This is a genomic window from Poseidonocella sp. HB161398 (assembly GCF_005870025.1).
Lineage (GTDB): Bacteria > Pseudomonadota > Alphaproteobacteria > Rhodobacterales > Rhodobacteraceae > Mangrovicoccus.
In genome coordinates, this window is record NZ_VATA01000033.1 from 59,581 (window position 1) to 76,897 (window position 17,317).

Below are 17,317 nucleotides of genomic sequence, written 5' to 3' on the forward strand. Positions count from 1 at the left end.
CCGAAGTTCATCCTGTCCTGCGGCGAGCTGCGCCGCGGATTGTCGGCTTTGCGCCAGTCGGACAGCGCGGGATCGGCGCAAGTCCTCCAATCTCCTCCGCACGGGCGGTCTGGCACGCGGCCTGCTCGCGCAGCGTTATGTAGCCCGCCTACACAACGCCGCGGCCCCGGCCGCCGCCCGATCCGACAGGAGACCTGCATTGATCCGCCTCCCCCTTGCCAGCCTCGCCCTCGCCGCGCTCGCGGCCTCTGCCGCGGCCGAGACCCTGACCGTCTATTCCGGCGCGGGCCTGCGCCCCGCGATCGAGCCGCTGGCCGCGTCCTTCGCCGAAGAAACCGGCGCCGGGATCGCCATCGAATACGGCGGCACCGGCCAGATCCTCGCCCGCTTCCGCCAGACTGGCCGCGGCGATGTCTTCGTGGCGGGCACGCGGCATTTCACCGATGCGCTGGAGGCCGAGGGCAGGATCGCCGGCGTCACCGCGCTTGCCATCCACGGCGCCGCGATCGGCGTCGCCCGCGCCAAGGCAGGGCGCGTCGCCAATGTCACCGACCTGGCCGCCCCCGGGCTGCGCGTCGCGCTCGGCGATCCGGAGGCGATGGCGCTCGGGCGCACCGCCGAGGAGATCCTGGAGCGCTGCGGCGATCCGGTGGCCGTCCATGCCAATACCGTCGCCCGCGCCGCGACGCTGCAGCAGCTGGCGCTCTATGTCGCCGAGGGCGCGGTCGATGCCGCGATCCTGTCGCCCTCGGGCGCGCGTCCCCATGGCGGGGCCATCACGCTGGTGGCGATCCCGGCCGATTGCTACAGCCCCGAGGAGATCACCGCGGGCGTGCTCTCGACCGCCGCCGAGCCCGGTCTGGCCGCGGGCTTCGTCGCCTTCCTCGCCTCGGCCGAGGGCCGCGCCGCCTTCGCGGCGGCGGGCTTCGCGCCGGTGCCGGAATGAGCCTGCTGGCGGCGCTCCGCTGGGCGCCGCTCCTCCTGCTCTGCGGGGTGATCCTCGGCGCGATCGGCGCGCTGGCGCTGGAACTGCCGCGGACCGCGCTGGCCGAGGCGCTCGGCTCGCCCGAGACGCTCTTCGCGCTCGGCTTCTCGCTGCGCACCTCGCTGGCCGCGCTGGGGCTGGCGCTGCTCCTGTCGCTGCCCGCGGCGCATCTGCTGGCGCGGCGCCGCTTTCCCGGCAGGGCGGCGGTGGAGACGCTGCTCGACCTGCCGATGGTCACGCCGCCGCTGGTGGCCGGGATCGGCCTCCTCTTCCTGCTGCGCCGCGACGGCCTGCCCGGCAGCCTGCTCGCCCAGGCGGGGATCGAGCTGCTTTTCTCCCCCGCGGGCGTCGTGCTGGCGCAGACCTATATCGCCGCCTCGGTGCTGGTGCGCGCCGCGCGCGCCGCCTTCGGCGCGGTCGATCCGGGCTATGCCGAGACCGCCGCCACGCTCGGCCTTCCGCCCGTCTGGGTCTTCCTGCTCGTGGAGGTGCCGATGGCCGGGCGGGCGCTGCTGGCCGCGGCGATCCTCGGCTGGTCGCGGGCGCTCGGGGAATTCGGCGCAACGCTGATGCTGGCCGGGGCCACGCGGATGCAGACCGAGACCCTGCCGATGGCGGTCTATCTCAACATCGCCAGCGGCCGCACGGATATCGCCATCGCCTGCGCGCTCCTGCTTCTCGGCACGGCCTTCGCGCTGCTCCTGGCGCTGCGGCTGGCGACGGCGGAGGCGGGCGCATGCCGGAGCTGAAGCTGGTCGCGGCCCGGGCCCGGACCCTCGCGCCCATCGACCTGGAGCTCGCCCGCGGCGAGGCGCTGGCCGTGCTCGGCCCCTCGGGCGCGGGAAAGAGCACGCTCCTGAAGCTCGTCGCCGGGCTCCTGCCCTGCCGCGGCCGGGTCATGATCGGCGGGCGGGACATGGCCGGGGTGCCGCCGCATCGCCGCCAGCTCGGCTATCTCAGCCAGGAACTGCATCTCTTCCCGCATCTGAGCGTGCGCGGCAACCTCGCGCTGGCGCTGCGCTTTTCCGGCCTGCCGCGGCGCGACCGGGCGGCGCGGATCGAGGAGACGCTGGCGCTCTGCGCCATTGCCCATCGCGCCGGGCGCTTCCCCGCGACGCTCTCGGGCGGGGAACGCCAGCGGGCGGCGCTGGCACGCGCGCTGGTGCGGCAGCCGCGGCTCCTGCTTTTCGACGAGCCCTTCTCGGCGCTTGATCCCGGAACGCGCCAGCGGCTCTGGCGCGATGTCGGCGCGCTGCGCGAACGCCTCGGCCTCGCGGCGCTGATCGTCACCCATGACCCGGCCGAAGCCGCGGCCCTGGCGACCCGGCGGATCGCGCTCGAGGCCGGGCGCCTCCGGCCCGCCTAGGCGGCGGGCTCGATCCCCGAAAGGAGCACCCCGTCGCATTCCGCCGCCGCCAGCCGCTTGCGCAGGAGCGGCGCATAGGCGTCCGAGCGGTACCAGTCCCGCGCGGCTTCGACCGAGGCGAATTCGATCAGCACCGGGATCCGCGGCTGCCAGCGCCCTTCGAGCGCCTCCTCCATCCCGCCGAGCACCCGGTAGCGGCCGCCGAAGGCCTCCACCGTGGCAAAGACCCCGGCGCGGTATTCCGCCAGCAGATCCGCATCGCGGATCTCCCTGACATCGAAAAACATGAAGCCGGACATCTCGGCCCTCCCTCTGCTGTTCCCGGTTGATGCCGCCGATGCTAGGCTCGGCCATGGCGCACGGGAACGGTCCAGCATCCGGAACTTGTGACCGATCGTCCGCGGCTGGCGGCGATCCGCTCTCGGACGTGCTCGACCATGTCGCGCTGGAGGGCGCGCTGCTCTTCAAGGTGGAGGCCAGCGATCCCTGGTGCGTCGATGTCCCGCCCGCCGCGGAGTACGCGCCGCTTCTCGCCCCGCCGCGGCGGCGGGTGATCTCCTTCCATGTGGTGCTGTCGGGCGCGGGCACCGCGGCGCTGCCGGGCGGCCTGCGCACCGGGTTCCGCTCGGGCGACGTGCTGGTCTTCGCGCAGGGCGACGCCTACCGGATGGAGAGCGCGCCGGAGGTGCCGCCGGAATTCGACCACCCCGAAATGATCGCCTTCTTCGCCGCGCTGGCCGCCGGGCGGCTGCCCTTCATCGTCGAGGAGGGCGGCGGCGGCGCGCCGCGGGCGGAGTTCGTCTGCGGCTTCCTGACGGCGGGACAGGCGGTCTTCGATCCGTTGCTGGCCGGGCTGCCGCGGCTCCTGAAGGTGCGGCGCCCCGCCCCCGGGGCGGATACACTGGCGCGGCTGGTCGAGGCGGCGATGGCGGCCTTCCGCACCGAGGGGCCGGGCACGGGCAGCATCCGCCGCGGGCTCTGCCGGCTGATGCTGGCCGAGACGCTGCGCCAGCATCTCGGGGCGGCGGCGGGCGCGGGCTGGCTCGGCGCGCTGAGCGATCCGGTGGCCAGCGGTGCGCTGCGGGCGATCCATGGCGATCCGGGCGCGCCCTGGACGCTGGCGGGGCTCGCCCGCGAGGCCGGGGCCTCGCGCTCGGTCCTGGCCGCGCGGTTCCGCGACCGCACCGGCCAGGCGCCGATGGACTACCTGGCCGCCTGGCGCATGCAGGTCGCGGGCGAGATGATGCTGCGCCGCGGCCTCTCGGTCGAGGAGGCGGCGGAGGCGGTCGGCTACGGCTCCGGCCAGAGCTTCTCGCGCGCCTTCAAGCGGATCGCGGGCCAGCCGCCGGGGCTGTGGCTGCGGGGCGCACGCGCCCCGGCCTGAGGCGTCAGCCCGGCAGCGCGCGCTCGCGCCAGAGCGCGGGATCGACCGTGGCGGCCATGGCGCGCGGGTCGAGATCGAGCCCCAGATGGCGGGCCATCGCTGCCGCGGCGGCCACGGGATCGGCGATCACGGCGGCATGGGACAGTTCCAGCACCGGGACCTTGTGGCCGCGCAGCAGCCTCAGGGCCATCTCGATCTGCCGCTCCAGCTCGGCCTGCAGCGCGGCGCGGTCCAGCGCCCCGCCCGCGCGCTCCAGCCGGCCGAGCATCCGCGCCTGCGAGTCGAGGATCTCGCCGGTGTCGCGACGCATCATGATGACCCGGTAGTCGCAATGCTGCGGCAGCGCCGGGATCAGCGGCGCGACGACCTTCAGCGCCTTGCCCCGCGCCTCGTCCAGCCAGTCATTCTCCGAGGCCAGCCGCCGCACGCGGTCATGCTCCAGATAGCCCTTCGGATTGTTCGCATCCGCCGCGCGCGCCGCGTCCGTCATCGCCGCGAGCCCGCCCGCCGCCAGCATCTGCATCGCCATCGAGGTGCCCGAGCGCGGCAGGCCCGAGACGACGGTCACGAAGCCCGGCCCGGCGGGGGCCAGCCCCGCGGGGCGCGCCTTCGGCGGCGCGGCCAGCGGCGGCAGGACATGGGCGGGCGGCTCCGGCCAGGCCGGCAGCTCGGCCTCGACATCGATCTCGGCCAGGGGCGGCAGGGACAGCGCGGGCCGCGCCGCCATGGCCGCGCGGCGCTCCTCGCGGATCAGGCGGGCCAGGCGGCGGTGATCGGCGGCGCGCACCAGATCCTTCAGCACCCTTCCGTGGATATGGGCGAGCATGGCATGCGCCTCGGGGAAGTTCGGGTTCATCGCCAGCGCGCGCTCCAGCGCCGGGATCGCCTCGTCCAGCGCACCGGTCCGCGCCAGCGCGCGGCCGAGATAGAAATGCCCGGCGGCCAGCTGGTACTTCAGCCCGGTCGCGCGGCGCGCATGGGCCAGCGCCGCCTCGTCCCGGCCCTCCTTCAGCGCCACGCGGCAGAGGCCGAGATGCGCATTGGGGTTCTCCGCGTCGAGCTCCAGCACCCGCTCGAAGCTCTCGCGCGCCTCGCCAAGGCGGCCGCGGTCGAGATAGGCGGCGCCGAGCTGGACATGGAAGCCGGGCGTCGCCGAGCCGCCGACGCGCGCCGAATCGAGATGCCCCAGCGCCGCGTCATGGGCGCCGCGCGCCGTGGCGACCGAGGCCGAGAGCAGGTCGAGCGTCCGCGGATTGCCGCGCGAGATGCTGCGCAGCGCGCGGATCACCTGGTGCTCGGCGGGCGAGAAGAGATCGCCCTCCTCCGGCCCCTCCGCCTCCGGAGCCGCGCTGCGGCGGCTCCGGCCCAGCGTCGCGATTTCCCGCAGCCGCGCCGAGGCCTCTTCCGCCGCCCGCGCCCAGGTGGCGCGCAGATGCTCCAGCACCTCGTTCATCGCCTCCGCCTGGCCCATCGCCTGCAGGCAGATCGCCAGCCGGATGCCATAGCGGAATTCCAGCGGCTGCTCGCGGTAGATGCCCGCCAGCAGCTCCGCCGCCTTGGGATGCATGCCCGCATCCATGTAGGCCAGCGCCAGGTTGTAGTGCTGCTCCCGCACCGTCTGGGCGACCGCCTTGCCGGCATCGTCGTCCGGCCGCTCGATATAGCCCAGATCGACGAGCTGCTTCAGCGTCTCGCGCGCGGCATCCGGATCCTCGGCGGCATCCCCGGCATGGCGCCCGGCATCGCCCGGCACGTCCTCCCAGGAGGGGATCGACCGGATCTCAGGCGCAGTCTCGAAGGCGGCGGCCAGCGGGCGGCCATCCATGTCCTCGCCCACCGGCAGGCCGAAGAGCGTCAGCAGCGTCGGCGCGATGTCCAGAAGGCTCGCCCCGGTGATCGCCGCATCCTTGCGGATCCCCGGCCCCGCCATGACGAAGATCCCCTGGTCGCGATGCTCGGTCGCCGGGCCCGCGGGCTCCAGCGGGATCGCCTCGGGGCGCAGATGGTCGGGATGGAAGCCGTGATCGGAGACCAGCATCACCACCGTATCCTCGCCCGCGAGCTCAAGGAGCCGCGCCAGCATCAGGTCGTGATAGACATAGCCCGCCGACATGACATGCCGGTAGAGCTCGAAATCCTTCTCCGGGACGAAGCCGCGCCGCGGCGGATGGTATTTCATGAAGCCGTGGCCGAAATGGTCGATGGCGTCGAAATAGACCGCGGCGAAGTCCCAGGGCTCTTCCTCGATCAGGTAGGTGGCGGCGGACTGGATCGAGCTGCAGTCGGCGATCACCCGGATCAGGCTGTCGATCCGCCGGTCGCTGGCCTGGTCGATCTGGTCGCCCTGCGGCACGAAGAGGCGCAGATGCTCCTCGCCGATCTCGGACGGGTGGACGCGCAGCTCGGCCAGGATATCGGCCAGCCGTTCGGGATGGACGGTGCCCGGCGCCATCTTCCAGTCGGCCTGGCGGCCGCGCGGCGCCCGCTGGTAGCGGTTCGAGACCATGGCGCCGTTGATCGGCTCGGCCGGGTGGCTCGGCCACCAGCCGACGACATGGCTCTTCAGCCCTTCGAGCGTCAGGATGTTCCAGACCGCCCGCGCCGTGCGCGACATCGAGGTCACCGGGCGCACGGCCTTGCCGTCGGGGGTGGGCTCGGTGAAGCCCGCCACGCCGTGCTTGAAGGGGCGCTTGCCGGTGGCGATCGAGCTCCAGAGCATCGGCGAGAGCACGGGCGACAGGGTCGCGAGATTGCCGCAGACGCCGCGCTCCACCAGCCCCTTGAGCGCAGGCATGTGCCCGGCATCCATCAGGGGATTGATCATCTTCCAGTCGGCTGCATCCCAGCCGACCAGCAGCACGCGCGGTGCCTTGCCCATCCTGTCCTCCGGGTGTTCCTGTTCCCGCTGCGCCCCGGTCCGGCCCTGCCGGTCCCGCGCGCCGTGCCTCAGGCGGATTTCTGCGCGCGCATGCGCCGCACGCCGAGCGCGCCGAGCGCCAGCGTGGAGAGGCCCAGCAGCGGCAGCGAGGCCGGCAGCGGAACGGCCACGCTCTGGCCCGCGAGGATCGAGCTGCCGGTGGTCTCGAAGGCACCGTCGAGCCAGGTGACGGCCCCGCCCGTGACGAAGCTGACGCTGAACCAGCCGACCTGGTCGGCATCGGTGATGAAGCCGAAGGTCAGGGTGCCCTCGAAATCGGGCGCCAGCGCGATCACCGAGTCGAAGACCTGGCCGGTCGAGATGGTCGAGCCCGCGGCGACCTGGCGGAAGCCGGTGCCGCTCCAGTTGTTGCCGAAGGACTTGCCGGCATTGTCATTCTGCTGGAGGAAGGTCGCGACGGTGTCTCCCTCGGCCAGAAGCGCGACATAGGTGCCGTAGGTCGGTCCCGGCAGGAAGGAGAGGCTGCCCGGGTCGAAGCTCAGCGGCACGACGGCGGCTTCCGCCTCGGTGCCCCCGGCCAGCGACAGGGCGGCGAGCGCCGCGCCATAGCCGATGATGGACGCCTCGCGCCCCAGGGAACCCGCTCCGGTCGTTGTCTCGGTCATCGCGTCTTGGCCTCCCGTCCGGCGCCGAAGGCCGGACCATTCAATTCAAACTGCAAAATTATTTTATCTGCAGCATGAAATAACCGAATCTCTTCGGCGATCAAGCGCCGAATGCGGGAGACGGGAAAGATTCCCCTGGACAGGCGGCGGATCCGGCCTCCTGTGAAACCGGCGCATGAGTCTCCGGAACCCGCTTCGCGCGGCCTGCCAGACCGCCTTTGGCCAGAGCTTTTTCGCCGGGCCGGCTTGCGCTAGACCGTCTTCAGATTGACCCGCGCCGACAGCGCCTCGCGGCTTTCCCTGCGCTCGGAATAGCGGTCGACCAGATGCTCGCGGATGTCGCGGGTCAGCAGGGTGAACTTCACCAGCTCCTCCATCACGTCGACGATCCGGTCGTAATAGGGCGAGGGCTTCATCCGCCCCGCCTCGTCGAACTCGTTCCAGGCCTTGGCGACCGAGGACTGGTTGGGGATCGTCAGCAGCCGCATCCAGCGGCCGAGGATGCGCAGCTGGTTCACGGTGTTGAAGCTCTGGCTGCCGCCGCAGACCTGCATCACCGCCAGCGTCTTGCCCTGGGTCGGCCGCACCGAGCCCAGCGACAGCGGGATCCAGTCGATCTGCGCCTTCATCACCGAGGACATCGCGCCGTGCCGCTCGGGCGAGGACCAGACCATGCCGTCGCACCAGCCCACCAGCGCGCGCAGTTCCGCCACTTTCGGGTGGTCCGGCTCGACGCTGTCGGGCAGCGGCAGGTCCCGCGGATCGAAGAACCGCGTTTCGGCGCCCAGCCGGGCGAGGATGCGCCCCCCTCCTCCGCCGCCAGCCGCGAGAAGCTGCGCTCGCGCAGCGAGCCGTAGAGCAGCAGGATGCGCGGCGGGCGCATGTCCGGCACCCCGGGGAAGAGCGCATCGGCATCGGGCGCGCGGAAATGGGCGTCATCGAGAGCGGGCGTGTCGGTCAATCTGGTCTCCTTTCCCCTCGGGGGGATCAAGCGGGGGGTCCGGGAAAGCGCCCGCGGGTGCGGTTGGCGACGGCCACCAGCGACAGCATCACCGGCACCTCGACCAGCACGCCGACCACCGTGGCCAGCGCAGCGCCCGAGTCGAGGCCGAAGAGGCTGATCGCCACCGCCACCGCCAGTTCGAAGAAGTTCGAGGTGCCGATCATCGCGCAGGGCGCGGCGATGCGGTGCGGCACCCTGAGCAGGTAGGCCGCGCCATAGGCCAGGGCGAAGATGGCATAGCTCTGGATCAGGATCGGCACGGCGATCAGCGCGATCACCGCCGGGCGCGCCAGAATCACCTCGCCCTGCAGGCCGAAGAGGATGGCGACGGTGGCCACGAGCCCGGCCATCGAGACCGGCTTCACCCGCGCCGAGAAAGCGGCGATGGCGGCCTCGCTGCCCAGCAGGCGGCGCGTGGCCAGCCCCGCGGCAAGCGGCAGCACCACATAGAGCACCGTCGCCAGCACCAGCGTCTGCCAGGGCACGGAGATGTCGGTGACGCCCAGAAGAAAGGCGACGATCGGCGCGAAGGCCGCCACCATGACGAGGTCGTTCACCGAGACCTGCACCAGCGTGTAGGCGGGATCGCCGCGGGTCAGCTGCGACCAGACGAAGACCATCGCGGTGCAGGGCGCGGCGCCGAGCAGGATCAGCCCGGCGACATACTGCGCGGCATCCGCGGGCGCGATCCAGGGCGCGAAGACATGCTCGAAGAAGAGCACCGCCAGGAACGCCATGCTGAAGGGCTTGACCAGCCAGTTGACCGCCAGCGTCAGCAGGAGTCCCTTCGGCTGGCGCGCGACCCCGGCCACGGCGGCGAGATCGACATTGACCATCATCGGATAGACCATGGCCCAGATCAGCACCGCCACCACCAGGTTGATCGAGGCGATCTCGGCCGCGGCAATGGCCGCGACCAGCCCCGGCAGCGCCGTGCCGATCGCGATCCCCGCGACCATGGCCAGCGCCACCCAGAGGCTGAGGAAGCGTTCGAAGCGGCTCATGCGGCGGCCTCCCGCGGCCCGGCCGAGAGGCGGCCGGAGGTCAGCGCCGCCAGCGCCACCATCGCCGCCGCCGTGCCGAGCACCAGCGGCAGCCCGCCCGCCTGGTAGGCCAGCCCCGACAGGAGCGTGCCAAGGAGCCGCCCGCCGGCATTGGCCATGTAGTAGAAGCCGACATCCATCGTCACCCGCTCGCTCTGCGAGAAGGCGAGGATCAGGTAGGAATGCAGCGCCGAATTCACCGCGAAGACCGCGCCGAAGGCCAGCAGCCCCGCGACCAGTACCGCGGTCAGCCAGGGCGCCGGCCCGCCCGCCGCCAGCGCCGCCAGCGTCAGCCCCGCCGGCACTGCGAAAAGCCCCGCCGCCCAGCTGCGCGCCGCGCCGATCAGCTCCGCCTCGGGCCGGCCGGCCGCGCGCAGGATGCGCGGCGCCATCGCCTGCACCGAGCCGTAGAGGATGATCCAGACCGCCATGAAGCTGCCGATCAGGAAGAAGGCCGCACGGTTCCCGGCCTCCGATCCGTCCGAGAGGACGCTGTAGAAATAGACCGGGATGCCGACCACGAACCACACGTCGCGCGCGCCGAAAAGGAACACCCGCGCCGCCGAGAGCCAGTTCACATTTGCCGATTTCGAGAAGACCTCGGAGAATTTCGCCCCCTTGCGGCCCCCGGGCAGCCCCGGCGGCATGAAGAGCGCGACCGCGGCGAGGATAGCCGCCAGCACCGCCGCCATGGCCAGCACCGAGGCCGTGAAGCCCGCCACCGCCAGAAGCGCCGCACCGAGGAGGAAGCCGAAGCCCTTGACTGCGTTCTTCGAGCCGGTCAGCAGCGCGACCCAGCGGAAGAGCCCGCCCTCGCCTGTCGGCGCCAGCAGCTTCACCGCCGATTTCGACGACATCTTGGCCAGGTCCTTGGCCACGCCCGAGGCGCCCTGCACGCACATCACGTAGGCGACCGAGGCCCCCACCGCCCAGGCGGGATCGAGGCGGCTCAGCGCCAGGAGCGCCGCGACCTGCAGCGCCAGCCCGGCATATAGCGTCGAGGCCAGCCCGAAGCGCGCCGCGATCCAGCCCGCCGCCAGGTTCGTCGCCATGCCCGCGATCTCGTAGAGCACGAAGAGATAGGCCAGCTGCACCGCGCTGAAGCCCAGCGTGTGGAAATGCAGCAGCACCAGCATCCGCAGCGCCCCGTCGGTCAGCATGAAGGCCCAGTAGGCGGCGGTGACGGCGACATAGGCCGACAGCCCCTCGGGACGGGCGGTCACAGCCGGGCTCCGGCCATCAGCGCGACATCGGCCAGCCGGTTCGCGTAGCCCCATTCATTGTCGTACCAGGCATAGACCTTCAGCTGCGTGCCGTTGACGACCATCGTCGAGGGCGCGTCGACGATCGAGCTGCGCGGATCGTTGGCGTAGTCCGCCGAGACCAGCGGCCGGGTCTCGTAGCCGAGAATGCCCTTCAGCGGGCCGTTGGCCGCGGCTTCGAAGGCGGCATTCACCTCCTCGGCCGTGGTCTCGCGCTCCAGCTCGAAGACGCAGTCGGTCAGCGAGGCATTCAAGAGCGGCACCCGCACCGCATGGCCGTTCAGCCGGCCCTTCAACTCGGGATAGATCAGCGTGATCGCCGTGGCCGAGCCGGTGGTCGTCGGGATCAGCGAATTCAGCGCCGAGCGCGCGCGGCGCAGGTCCTTCGCGGGGCGGTCCACCATGGTCTGGGTGTTGGTGACGTCATGGATCGTGGTGATCGAGCCGTGGCGGATGCCGAAGGTCTCGTGCACGACCTTCACAACCGGCGCCAGGCAGTTCGTCGTGCAGGAGGCCGCGGTGACGATATGGTGCCGGGCGGGGTCGTAGCTGGCGTCGTTGACGCCATAGACGATATTCGCCACCGGCCCGTCCTTGACCGGCGCCGAGACCACGACCTTCTTCACCCCGGCGGCGAAATAGGGGGCGATCTTCGCCTCGGTCTTGAAGACGCCGGTGCAGTCGATCACCACGTCGACGCCGTCGAGCGGCAGCTCCCCGATCGAGGTCGCGCCGATGAAGGGCAGCCGCGTGCCGTCTATCGTCACGCTTTCCGCGTCATGGGCGAATTCCGCATCCCAGCGGCCATGCACCGTGTCGAATTCCAGCAGATGCGCATGCATCTCCGGATCGCCGACGGCATCGTTGATCCAGGCGATCCGGGCGCCCTTTTCGAGCAGCGGCCGGAGTGCGAGCTTGCCCATGCGGCCAAGCCCGTTGAGGGCATAGGTCGTCACGCCAGTGCCTCCGGCTGGGTGCGGCCGATCTCGTCGACGGCAGCCTGTAGCCCGATCCGGTCAAGGCTCTCCACCGGAAGCGCGGCAAAGGCCTCGATCCGGTGCTTCAGCGCCCCATAGGCCTGCTGGAAGGCCAGCGCCTTCTCGGCCCCGGTGCCGGTCGCCTTGACCGGATCGGGCATGCCCCAGTGGCCGCTGACCGGCTGCCCTTCCCAGGCGGGGCATTCCTCGTTCGCCGCCTGGTCGCAGACGGTGAAGACGAAATCGAATTGCGGCGCGCCGTCTCCGGAGACCTCCGCGACGTTCTTGGCGCGCAGGCGCCCGATGTCATGGCCCTTGTCATGCAGCACGCGGAGCGCGACGGGGTTCAGCTCCGAGGACGGGCGCGTCCCCGCCGAGAAGGCCTCGAACCGGTCGCCCGCCAGCTTGCGCAGCAGCGCCTCGGCGAAGATCGAGCGGGCGGAATTGCCGGTGCAGATGAAGAGCACGTTGTACTTGCGGTCGGTCATGGCAGCGTCTCCAGAACACAGGGGCAGGCAGAGATCCGGGCGTCCACGGCAGCAATCGGCAAAGAGGACTTCCATCATCCTTTGCACGGCCGACATGTCGATGGCGTAGAGAAGCGACGTGCCGGCCCGGCCCTGCGTCACCAGCCCCGCCCGCTGGAGCGCGGCGAGATAGGTGGACATGGTGCTCGCCTTGATGCCGAGCGCCGTGGCCAGTTCGCCCGCGGGCACGCGGCCGGGATAGCGGCGCATGAGCAGGCGGAACACGGCAAGGCGCTGCGGATGGCCGAGCGTGGCCAGCTGGTCGGGAATCTCTTTTTCCATATTTCATGAAATAGCGAAACACCGCGCCGCATCCAAGTGAAGTTTTTGCGACAGCACGCCCGCGCGGCGGAGGACCAAGCCCCGCCGCGCGGCAGGCGCCTCAGCGCCAGGAACCCTCGGGCACCCAGCTGTCCCGCGTGGTGGCGGCGAGCCCCTCCCGCAGCGGCTCCTCGGCCAGCGGCACGCAATAGACCGGGCGCGCCCGCTCGAAGCGCCAGCTCTCCGAAAGTGGCCCGGCATCGACCGCGCCGAAGCCGAACTCCACCATCAGCCGGATGACCGCAGCCTTGGCGCTAGGATGGTCGCCCGCCACCGGCAGCGCCCGCTGCGCCCCGCCGGGCAGCCGCGTGCCCGCGCCATTGAGCTCGCGCGCCAGGATCGCGTTGAAGGCCTTCACCACCTGCGCCCCGTCAAGATGCGACGCGACCAGCGCGCTGGTGGTGATCCGCCCCTCCTCCAGCGCGGCAATGCGGCCGTCGCGCTCGGGATAGTAGTTATTGGCGTCGATCACGGTCTTTCCGGCCAGGAGCCCCGCGGGCAGGTCCGCAATGCGGTGGAGCGGGATCGCCACCAGCACGAGCTCGCCGAAGGCCGCGGCCTCTGCGGCGCTGCCTGCCCTCGCGCCGGTCGCGGCGGCGGCCTCTGCCAGCGTCGGGCCGCCGCGCGAATTGCTGAGCATGACCTCGTGCCCGGCCTCCCGGCCCAGTTTCGCAACCGCCTGGGCAATGGCGCCCGCGCCGATAATGCCGATCTTCATGTCGCTATCTCCAGCGATATTGTCCGGGTGCAGGTTTGGCTTGGCCGACAGCAGTTGATAAAGATGCGAGTCAGCACGACTTTCGCAACTGAGAGTGGGGAATATGGACCGGCTCACCAGCATGGCCGTCTTCGTGGCCGCCGCCGATCTGGGCTCTTTCGCCGCCGCGGCGGCCGCGGCCGGGATCTCGCCGCAGATGGCGGCCCGGCATGTCGTCGCGCTCGAGGACCGGCTGGGCACGCGGCTCCTGAACCGCACCACGCGCAAGCAGAGCCTGACGGAGTTCGGCCGGATCTACCATGCGCGCTGCAAGGCCATCCTCGCCGAGCTGGAGGAGACCGAGGCGCTGGCGCGCGACCGGCAGGCCCGGCCCGCCGGACGGCTGCGGGTCAGCGCTCCGGTCACCTTCGGCAGCCAGAGCCTCGTGCCGCTCGTCACCCGCTACCTGCGGGCGCATCCCGGGGTGGAGGTCGATCTGAGCCTGACCGACCGGCTGGCGGACCCGACCGAGGAAGGGTTCGAGGCGGTCATCCGCATCGGCCCGCTCGCGGATTCGGGCCTGATCGCGCGGCCGCTCGCCCCATACCGGCTGATCGCCTGCGCCGCGCCTGCCTATCTGGCCGCCAATGGCACGCCGCAGACGCCGCAGGACCTCGCGGGCCATGACTGCCTGGGCTTCGCCCCCTGGCTCGGCCCCGCGCATCGCCGCTGGCAGTTCACCCGCGGCGGCGAGACGGTCGAGGTCGAGGTCGCCTCGCGCCTGCGGATCAACTACTGGAAGGGGCTGATGCAGGCGGCGCTCGAGGGGTTCGGCATCACCCTCGGCCCCGAGGCGGCGCTGCGCCCCGAGATCGCCGCGGGCCGGCTGGTGCGCGTCCTGCCGGATTTCGACGGCCCGTCGCGGCCGATGCACGTGCTCTACGCCCCCGACCGCCGGATGACGCCGAAGCTGCGGAGCTTTCTCGACGCGGTCAGCGGCGCCTTTCCGCGGCCGGGCTGAGCCCCCTATCGCGCAGAGCGTGAAACAGGAACCCGGGGCGTCGTGCCAAGGGAAGCCGTTCCCGAGCGGATCGGCCCCCGGACTTGGCAGGCTGCTGAAGAAGCCTGCTCGGCCGTGGAACTCGCGCAAAAATTGGAAAAATAGTCTTCAGTGCAGCCGGGGTCGATCAATTCGGGAATCGGCGCGGAGGAAATTCGGAACAGCTTCCTCCACGGCGACACCCTGGCATCCTTTTTCAAAAGCCTGTTGGGAAGGCCCCGCCGCCTTCAGGACCCTTGCCCCGGTGCCACCCCCGGTGGCCGGAGCAGGCTTTCCATCACCCCGCCTGGAGCCGCGGCAGACGGTCCCGCCAGCCCGGTGCCAGGCGGACATGCTTGATCGCGCGGCGGTGGAAGCTGTAGCTCAGATGCAGCGCGCCATCCGCCGTCTCCAGCAGCCAGGGATAGGACAGCTCGCGGTTGCGCCCGTCGAGGGAGTTGTTGCTCAGGCAGGTGCCCGGCCCGTCCTCCACCAGGAAGCGCAGCGGGAAGCTCCGCCCGTCATCCCGCGACAGGCAGAGCGCAACCGGCGCGCGCTCCACCCCCCAGATGGGCACGCAGCCGCCCTCGGGATCGGCGTCGGGGCGGTCGTCCTCCTCGCCCAGCTCGTCATAGAGCGAGGCGCGGCGGCTGGCCGACATGGCGGCATTCACCGGGTTGCAGATCATCGCGATCTCTCCGGTGCCGAGCCGCAGCGCCGCGATCGAGGAGTTGTTGTTCGGCACGTCGACCGGCTCCGGCACGCTCCAGCCGGTGCCCTCGGGCCCGGCCGTGGCGCGGTGGACCTGGTCCGACTGGCGGCGGCGGAAGAAGGCGGCGAAGCCCGTGCCCATCGGCACCGGGCAGGTGTGAACGCAGCCGATGGAGCCCGGCAGCACGTCGAGGGTCCAGCTCTGCCCGCCGTCGCGGCTGATCGCGACCGCGGCCTCGTCATGGCTGCCGGTCCATTTGCGCCCCTCGCGCGGCACGCAGAGAAAGAGCGGCAGGAGCCAGCTGCCGTCTCCCAGCACCTGCACCCCCGCCCGCACGAAGCTGCCCCGCGGCAGGTCGAGGAAGCGGCCCTCGCCCGCGCGGAGCCGGCCGTCCTCGCGGTGGAGCTCGACCATGCGCACGCGGCAGGTGTCCTGGTTGCCCGAGGCCTGCACCGTGTGGAAGAGCCAGAGCCGCCCGTCGGGCGCGGGGAAGAGAACCGGGTTCTGCTCGGAATGCGCCGCGTCCTGGCTGAGCGTGGCGACCGGCCCCCAGCCCGGCGCGCCGGGAAGGAGCAGGCTGGCACGGATGCAGATATCGGCCTTGCCCTCCAGCGAGCCGCCGAACCAGGCGCAGGCCACCGTGCCGCCGGGCAGCGCCGCCAGAATGCTCGCATGGTTCTGCACCGCGGGCGAAGGCAGGAACGCCTCCTCGCGCCCCGCCTCCACCAGCTGCAGCCGCCCGGTCATGCCGCGCGCAATCTCTTCGACAAGCATCGCACCCCTCCTCTTTTCCGGAGATCTGCCCATGGCGGCGCGCGGCTGTCAAGAAATTTGTAAATTCGTAATCTACTTGTAATTCCGCATCCGCAGGTCGATGAAGCCGCCGCCGAAGAGCCGGTCGCGCGACTCGGTCAGATGCGCCCGCATCAGCGCGGCCGCGCGGGCGCCGTCGCGCGCCTCGATCGCCGCCTTGATGCCGCTATGCTCGTCGAGCACGCGGCGCAGCGCCTCGGCCCCGTCGGTCATCAGCGACTGGCCATGCATCTTCATGCCGACATTGATATGCTCGCGCAGCGCCCGCATGGTCGCCTCGAAATACTGGTTGTTCGCCGCCCGGGCGATGCCCAGATGGAAGGCGAAATCGGCATCCTCGCGGTGCTGCAGCGACCCGGTCGCGTCGCGCAGGAGCTGCAGCGCGTCCTCGATCGCCGCCAGCGCATCGGCGTCGTGGCGTTCGGCGGCCAGCTGCGCGGCCTCGGTCTCGATCACCAGGCGGAATTCGTAGCAGCGCTGGATGTCGGCCAGGGTCTCCACCTTGGCGAAACCCATCGGCGCCGAGACCGGCAGGCGGACATAGCTGCCCGCCCCCTGGCGCGAATAGATCAGCGACTCGCCGCGCAGCCGGTCCATCGCCGCGCGCAGAACCGGGCGCGAGACGCCGAATTCCTGCGCCAGCGCGGTTTCCGGCGGCAGCTTCTGGTTCGCCGGATAGTCGCCATTCGAGATCCGGCTATAGAGCAGGTGGTAGACCTTGTCGGCCAGCGTGCCCTTCGCCCGGGCGCGGTCCTCAGCCATGTTGCTCTCCTGCCTGCAATTTGCGACGCCCCGTTCTAGCGGACCCGCGAACTTGTCCGCAACTTGGAAACCCCTCGCGGGACGCGTCAGAGCGACCCGCCGCCGCAGATCACGAGGCTCTGCCCGGTGATCGCCCCGGCATTGGGCGAGAGCAGGAAGCCGACCGTGCCCGCGACCTCCTCCGGGGCGATCATCCGGCCGATGGGCGGCAGTTTCGGCGGCTCGGCCGCGCGCGCGGGATCGCGCAGCATCGGCGTGTCCGTCGCCCCCGGCGCGACGATGTTGACGGTGATGCCGCGGGGCGCCAGCTCCGCCGCCGCGGAGCGCACCAGCCCCTGCAGCGCGGCTTTCGAGGCGGCGTAAAGCGCGCGTCCCGGCGCCCCCGCCGCGACCCGGCTGCCAATGGCGACGATCCGCCCGCCCGGTGCCATCCGCGGCGCCAGCCCGCCGATCAGCCGCGCCAGCGCATCGACATGGAGCCGCCACATCGCCTCGCCCGCCGCATGGTCGAAGCTGTCCAGCGGCCCGACCCGCAGCAGCCCGGCGGCATGGACCACCGCATCGACGGGCGGCAGCGCCGCGAGCGCCGCGCTCAGCCCCGGCCCGTCGGAGAGATCCGCCGCGACATGGTCCAGTTCCGGCATCTCCGCGGGCGGGCGGCGGCTCATCCCGGTGACCTGCCAGCCCGCCCCGGCCAGATGCGCCGCCACCGCCGCGCCGATGCCGGAACTGGCGCCGGTGACCAGCACGCGCCGCGGTCCGTCCCGCCCCTGCGGATCAGCCATGTCTTTTTCCTCCGGTTTCGAGGCGCCAGCGCTGGGTCGGGTCGAGGGCGATGCGCATCCAGTTCGACAAGAGGTTCAGCGACAGCGTGGTCAGGATG

16 protein-coding genes and 1 pseudogene are annotated in these 17,317 nt (G+C 71.5%); 5 read left to right on the top strand and 12 right to left on the bottom strand.

Annotated elements, in window-relative coordinates; translation table 11 throughout:
* The first annotated feature begins 199 nt into the window (after positions 1-199).
* Genes modA through FGX59_RS22435 form a run of 3 tightly spaced genes read left to right on the top strand, consistent with a single transcriptional unit; the run spans position 200 to position 2,351 of the window.
* A complete protein-coding gene (gene modA / locus FGX59_RS22425; RefSeq protein ID WP_171060786.1) occupies positions 200-946 on the top strand; it encodes a molybdate ABC transporter substrate-binding protein in 747 nt (248 codons plus the stop codon).
* The gene (locus FGX59_RS22430) at positions 943-1,734 is read left to right on the top strand and encodes an ABC transporter permease (RefSeq protein ID WP_138469361.1); all 792 of its coding nucleotides are present in this window, start codon (positions 943-945) and stop codon (positions 1,732-1,734) included. Before modA ends, FGX59_RS22430 begins: the two co-directional genes overlap by 4 nt.
* Complete coding sequence (locus tag FGX59_RS22435) at positions 1,722-2,351, top strand: ABC transporter ATP-binding protein (RefSeq protein WP_138469362.1); 630 nt, start codon at positions 1,722-1,724, stop codon at positions 2,349-2,351. Before FGX59_RS22430 ends, FGX59_RS22435 begins: the two co-directional genes overlap by 13 nt.
* On the opposite strand, the gene FGX59_RS22440 is transcribed toward FGX59_RS22435, so the two are convergent.
* Positions 2,348-2,650: a DUF1330 domain-containing protein gene (locus tag FGX59_RS22440; RefSeq protein WP_171060787.1), complete on the bottom strand. Its 303-nt coding sequence runs from the start codon at positions 2,648-2,650 to the stop codon at positions 2,348-2,350. The two genes, FGX59_RS22435 and FGX59_RS22440, sit on opposite strands and share 4 nt — an antisense overlap.
* 53 nt (positions 2,651-2,703) lie before the next feature.
* On the opposite strand from FGX59_RS22440, the gene FGX59_RS22445 reads away from it, so the two are divergent.
* The gene (locus FGX59_RS22445) at positions 2,704-3,735 is read left to right on the top strand and encodes an AraC family transcriptional regulator (RefSeq protein ID WP_255471628.1); all 1,032 of its coding nucleotides are present in this window, start codon (positions 2,704-2,706) and stop codon (positions 3,733-3,735) included.
* 4 nt (positions 3,736-3,739) lie between these two features.
* Here FGX59_RS22445 and FGX59_RS22450 read toward each other — a convergent pair whose 3' ends face one another.
* From FGX59_RS22450 to FGX59_RS22485, 8 genes and pseudogenes are all read right to left on the bottom strand, one after another.
* Positions 3,740-6,613 carry an alkaline phosphatase family protein gene (locus FGX59_RS22450; RefSeq protein ID WP_138469365.1) on the bottom strand — a complete coding sequence of 958 codons (2,874 nt, stop codon included), beginning with the start codon at positions 6,611-6,613 and terminating at the stop codon, positions 3,740-3,742.
* Positions 6,614-6,681: 68 nt separating this feature from the next.
* Positions 6,682-7,278 (bottom strand): hypothetical protein, encoded by a 597-nt coding sequence (locus FGX59_RS22455; RefSeq protein ID WP_138469366.1) that lies wholly within the window; start codon positions 7,276-7,278, stop codon positions 6,682-6,684.
* A gap of 251 nt (positions 7,279-7,529) precedes the next feature.
* A pseudogene (gene arsH / locus FGX59_RS22460) lies at positions 7,530-8,239 on the bottom strand (arsenical resistance protein ArsH).
* Positions 8,240-8,265: 26 nt separating this feature from the next.
* Positions 8,266-9,285, bottom strand: a complete 1,020-nt coding sequence (gene arsB, locus FGX59_RS22465) for an ACR3 family arsenite efflux transporter (RefSeq protein WP_138469367.1) — start codon at positions 9,283-9,285, stop codon at positions 8,266-8,268.
* Positions 9,282-10,547: an organoarsenical effux MFS transporter ArsJ gene (gene arsJ, locus FGX59_RS22470; RefSeq protein WP_240722653.1), complete on the bottom strand. Its 1,266-nt coding sequence runs from the start codon at positions 10,545-10,547 to the stop codon at positions 9,282-9,284. Before arsJ ends, arsB begins: the two co-directional genes overlap by 4 nt.
* On the bottom strand, positions 10,544-11,542 hold the full coding sequence (locus FGX59_RS22475) for an ArsJ-associated glyceraldehyde-3-phosphate dehydrogenase (protein WP_138469369.1): 999 nt from the start codon (positions 11,540-11,542) through the stop codon (positions 10,544-10,546). The genes arsJ and FGX59_RS22475 overlap by 4 nt, the downstream gene beginning before the upstream one ends.
* The gene (locus FGX59_RS22480) at positions 11,539-12,372 is read right to left on the bottom strand and encodes a helix-turn-helix domain-containing protein (protein WP_138469370.1); all 834 of its coding nucleotides are present in this window, start codon (positions 12,370-12,372) and stop codon (positions 11,539-11,541) included. Before FGX59_RS22480 ends, FGX59_RS22475 begins: the two co-directional genes overlap by 4 nt.
* Before the next feature lie 100 nt (positions 12,373-12,472).
* On the bottom strand, positions 12,473-13,129 hold the full coding sequence (locus FGX59_RS22485; protein WP_138469371.1) for an NADPH-dependent F420 reductase: 657 nt from the start codon (positions 13,127-13,129) through the stop codon (positions 12,473-12,475).
* A gap of 103 nt (positions 13,130-13,232) precedes the next feature.
* Between FGX59_RS22485 and FGX59_RS22490 the strand changes: the two genes are divergently transcribed.
* Complete coding sequence (locus FGX59_RS22490; RefSeq protein WP_138469372.1) at positions 13,233-14,129, top strand: LysR family transcriptional regulator; 897 nt, start codon at positions 13,233-13,235, stop codon at positions 14,127-14,129.
* A 316-nt stretch (positions 14,130-14,445) separates the two neighbouring features.
* On the opposite strand, the gene FGX59_RS22495 is transcribed toward FGX59_RS22490, so the two are convergent.
* From FGX59_RS22495 to FGX59_RS22505, 3 genes are all read right to left on the bottom strand, one after another.
* Complete coding sequence (locus FGX59_RS22495) at positions 14,446-15,633, bottom strand: exo-alpha-sialidase (protein ID WP_138469373.1); 1,188 nt, start codon at positions 15,631-15,633, stop codon at positions 14,446-14,448.
* Between the two features lie 72 nt (positions 15,634-15,705).
* The gene (locus FGX59_RS22500) at positions 15,706-16,434 is read right to left on the bottom strand and encodes a FadR/GntR family transcriptional regulator (protein ID WP_138469374.1); all 729 of its coding nucleotides are present in this window, start codon (positions 16,432-16,434) and stop codon (positions 15,706-15,708) included.
* An 86-nt stretch (positions 16,435-16,520) separates the two neighbouring features.
* On the bottom strand, positions 16,521-17,219 hold the full coding sequence (locus tag FGX59_RS22505; RefSeq protein WP_138469375.1) for an SDR family NAD(P)-dependent oxidoreductase: 699 nt from the start codon (positions 17,217-17,219) through the stop codon (positions 16,521-16,523).
* Positions 17,220-17,317 lie beyond the last annotated feature (98 nt).

What these genes read in the sequence shown, in the direction of transcription:
- FGX59_RS22505 (WP_138469375.1), bottom strand. Translation starts at nt 17,219, where the DNA reads ATGGCTGATCCGCAGGGGCGGGACGGACCGCGGCGCGTGCTGGTCACC.
- FGX59_RS22440 (WP_171060787.1), bottom strand. Translation starts at nt 2,650, where the DNA reads ATGTCCGGCTTCATGTTTTTCGATGTCAGGGAGATCCGCGATGCGGAT.
- FGX59_RS22435 (WP_138469362.1), top strand. Translation starts at nt 1,722, where the DNA reads ATGCCGGAGCTGAAGCTGGTCGCGGCCCGGGCCCGGACCCTCGCGCCC.
- FGX59_RS22495 (WP_138469373.1), bottom strand. Translation starts at nt 15,633, where the DNA reads ATGCTTGTCGAAGAGATTGCGCGCGGCATGACCGGGCGGCTGCAGCTG.
- FGX59_RS22480 (WP_138469370.1), bottom strand. Translation starts at nt 12,372, where the DNA reads ATGGAAAAAGAGATTCCCGACCAGCTGGCCACGCTCGGCCATCCGCAG.
- FGX59_RS22445 (WP_255471628.1), top strand. Translation starts at nt 2,704, where the DNA reads ATGGCGCACGGGAACGGTCCAGCATCCGGAACTTGTGACCGATCGTCC.
- FGX59_RS22455 (WP_138469366.1), bottom strand. Translation starts at nt 7,278, where the DNA reads ATGACCGAGACAACGACCGGAGCGGGTTCCCTGGGGCGCGAGGCGTCC.
- FGX59_RS22430 (WP_138469361.1), top strand. Translation starts at nt 943, where the DNA reads ATGAGCCTGCTGGCGGCGCTCCGCTGGGCGCCGCTCCTCCTGCTCTGC.
- FGX59_RS22500 (WP_138469374.1), bottom strand. Translation starts at nt 16,434, where the DNA reads ATGGCTGAGGACCGCGCCCGGGCGAAGGGCACGCTGGCCGACAAGGTC.
- FGX59_RS22490 (WP_138469372.1), top strand. Translation starts at nt 13,233, where the DNA reads ATGGACCGGCTCACCAGCATGGCCGTCTTCGTGGCCGCCGCCGATCTG.
- FGX59_RS22485 (WP_138469371.1), bottom strand. Translation starts at nt 13,129, where the DNA reads ATGAAGATCGGCATTATCGGCGCGGGCGCCATTGCCCAGGCGGTTGCG.
- arsB (WP_138469367.1), bottom strand. Translation starts at nt 9,285, where the DNA reads ATGAGCCGCTTCGAACGCTTCCTCAGCCTCTGGGTGGCGCTGGCCATG.
- FGX59_RS22450 (WP_138469365.1), bottom strand. Translation starts at nt 6,613, where the DNA reads ATGGGCAAGGCACCGCGCGTGCTGCTGGTCGGCTGGGATGCAGCCGAC.